Source organism: Klebsiella sp. Ech2A (assembly GCF_030078455.1).
Classification (GTDB): Bacteria; Pseudomonadota; Gammaproteobacteria; order Enterobacterales; family Enterobacteriaceae; genus Klebsiella; species Klebsiella terrigena.
On sequence record NZ_JAQGFU010000317.1, the window covers coordinates 1 to 3,154 of the forward strand.

2 protein-coding genes are annotated in these 3,154 nt (G+C 62.9%); both read right to left on the reverse strand.

The window, feature by feature from the left end; genetic code table 11:
* A partial coding sequence (locus PFH44_RS26195; protein WP_283826638.1) for an inverse autotransporter beta domain-containing protein occupies positions 1-927 on the reverse strand: 927 nt, incomplete at its 3' end.
* Between the two features lie 192 nt (positions 928-1,119).
* Positions 1,120-3,154: nitrite reductase large subunit NirB (nirB, locus tag PFH44_RS26200; RefSeq protein WP_283826639.1), on the reverse strand; the 2,035-nt coding region annotated here is incomplete at its 5' end.

Consider the following 3,154-nt stretch of genomic DNA (forward strand, 5'->3'; position numbering starts at 1 on the left):
CTGCTGCTTTAACGGCACGCCGAAGCGATAGTTTAGGTTCAGCCCAACGTTATTCTGGCTGATCCCGCTTTCGCCCTGCTTATGCTTCGCCGTCACCGTGACCAGCGGAACCGGGGTGTAGTTGAGCCCCACCGATACCGCCACCGGGTTATGGTAGCCGGTCCCGGAATGGAACAGGTCAACGCTGTCGCCGAAATACTGCTCGACGCTGACGCTGGTATTAATATGCTGATAAAACGGCAGCCGCGCCTGGGCCGTGACGTCGTAGCCGCTTGCCATCCGCTGCTCCTGGGTCAGGCTGTCGCCCTGCTGCCAGCTCCCCACCGGGTGGTAGTAATTAGCCGACAGGCGCACCGACTCTCCCCACGCCTCGGCCCCGATGCTGCCGCGCGCCAGGCGCTCATCCAGCACCTTACCGTAGAAGAAGTTATAGCCCAGCGGCAATGTCCCGACCCGCCAGCGCTGCCCCAGGCCGATATTGCCCACCAGGCCGCTATCGCGCTGGGTCACCGAATACTGGTTCCAGGTGAGAAAGTCGCCGTTATCCTGCAGCGGCACGAACCAGCTGCCCTTGCTGCCGGTAAAGCGCCCCTCCTTATCCACCAGTAAATCGACGTTGGCGTTGCCCCACGGCGATAGCCAGCTCTCCAGCTGCTGGCTAACCTCGGAGCCAATCCTGCCGATCGCAAACATCCGCGCCTGCTCGCCGGTTGTAAGGCCATTATCGCTCATGCTGGCTTCGCCGAATTTCTTCGCCATTTCGGCAAAATGCTGCGCATCTTCATCAAGCTGGGGAGCGATGCCGAGATCGGGCAGCGCCGTCTGTTTCTCGCTGAAGGCGTTGCTTCCCTGCAGGGCACGAGCCGGTGCGCCGGCCAGCAGCAGGAGGATGGGGAGAAGTGGCGTAAAGCGGAATAGCAAAGGCATTAAACGGATGACAGAGGCTCGCGAAGGATGGCAACAGAACCTAAGTTTATCGTTTTTTGCCATCGCCCGCAGCCCCCGGGCCAATTTCAGGAATATGCTGAATCTTCCGCCCGGGGATTATTTTCCGTTAACAGCGCGTTCAGTTCCGGGATACGGGAGCCCGGCAGGAGTCGCTCGTTCGGGTCTTCGCCATCAGGACGCCTCCGCGCGCGCCAGCAGAACCTGGTTGCCCACCCACACTTTGCCGTTCTCCACTTTTACCGGCCAGGCGCGTACCGCCTGTTCGCCGCCGTCACAGGCGCGGCCGTCGCGCAGGCGAATGCGCTGTTTGTAGAGCGGGGAGATGACGATCGGCTCTCCTCCGGCGTCGCCGAGGATCCCGCGCGACAGCACGTTGGCGTCGCTGCCGGGTTCGAGGTTATCGAGCGCGTAAATCTGCTCGCCAAAGCGGAACAGCGCGATCTGACGCTCGCCGAGCCGCGCGCCGATCCCGGCCTCGGCGGGGATCGCCTCGAGATCGCAAATCGCCTGCCACGGTCGGGCCGAAGGCGCGCCTTCATGCAGCACGGGCGCCGCCACCGGCTGCGGCTGGCCGCGAAGCGGCTGGCGCTGCACCGCATCGTCCGGCTGCTCGCTGTTAACATAGGAGCGGAACAGCGACAGGCGCTGCGGATCGTTAAGGGTGGTTTGCCACTCGCACTGGTAGCTGTCCACTACCCGCGCCATCTCCTGCTCCAGCTCTTCGCCGATCCCGAGGCTGTCCTCGAGGATCACCTCGCGCAGATAGTCGATGCCGCCCTCAAGGTTGTCCAGCCAGGTGCTGGTTCGCTGCAGGCGATCGGCGGTGCGGATATAGAACATCAGCAGACGGTCGACGGTGCGGATCAGCGTCGCATCGTCGATATCGCTGGCAAACAGGTCCGCGTGGCGCGGCTTCATGCCGCCGTTGCCGCAGACGTAAAGATTCCAGCCCTTCTCGGTGGCGATCACCCCGATATCTTTGCCCTGCGCCTCGGCGCATTCCCGCGTGCAGCCGGAGACCGCCATTTTGATCTTATGCGGCGCGCGCAGGCCCTTGTAGCGATGTTCGAGGGTCACCGCCAGGCCGGTCGAATCCTGCACGCCATAGCGGCACCAGGTGGAGCCAACGCAGGACTTCACCGTACGCAAGGATTTACCGTAGGCGTGGCCGGTTTCAAACCCGGCATCAGCCAGCTCGCGCCAGATAGCCGGCAGCTCTTCCAGACGAGCGCCAAAGAGATCGATCCGCTGGCCGCCGGTAATTTTGCTGTATAGCTGGTAGCGTTTGGCAATCTGCCCGATGGCAATCAGGCCGTCCGGAGTCACCTCTCCGGCCGCCATGCGCGGAACCACTGAATAGGTGCCATCCTTTTGGATATTGGCGAAGTAGCGGTCGTTAGTATCCTGCAGCGGCAAATGCGCCGGCTTCAGCAGATATTCGTTCCAGCAGGAGGCCAGCACCGAGGCCACCAGCGGTTTACAAATTTCGCAGCCGTGCCCCCGGCCGTAGCGGGCAATCAGCTGTTCAAAGGTGCGGATATGGTTGACGCGCACGAGGTGATAAATCTCCTGCCGCGACCACGGGAAGTGCTCGCAGACGTCCTTTTTGACCTCGACGCCTTGGGCCGAAAGCTGATACTCCATGACCTGCTTGACCAGCGCGCTGCAGCCGCCGCAGCCGGTCGCGGCTTTGGTACAGCTTTTGATCGCCGCCATATCACCCGCGCCGCCGCTGACCGCCTGGCAAATATCGCCTTTACTGACGTTGTGGCAGGAGCAGATTTGCGCGCTGTCCGGCAGCGCCGCCACGCCGAGCGCCTTCGGCGCGCTGCCCTCAAGGGCCGGCAGGATCAGGCTTTCCGGGCGCGACGGCAGCGCCATGTCGTTGAGCATCATCTGCAGCAGGGTGGCGTAATCGCTGGCGTCGCCCACCAGCACGCCGCCAAGCAGCTTTTTGCCATCCTGGCTGACGACGATTTTTTTATAGATCTGCTCCGGTCCGTGGGTCCACTGATAGCTCTGACTACCGGGCGTGCGCCCCTGAGCGTCGCCGAAGGAGGCAACGTCGATGCCCAGCAGCTTGAGCTTGGTGCTCATATCCGCCCCGCCGAAGCGCGCCTCTTCTCCGGCCAGATCCGCCGCCGCCGTTCTCGCCATCTGGTAGCCCGGCGCCACCAGGCCGTAAATTTTATTCTCCCCCAGGGCG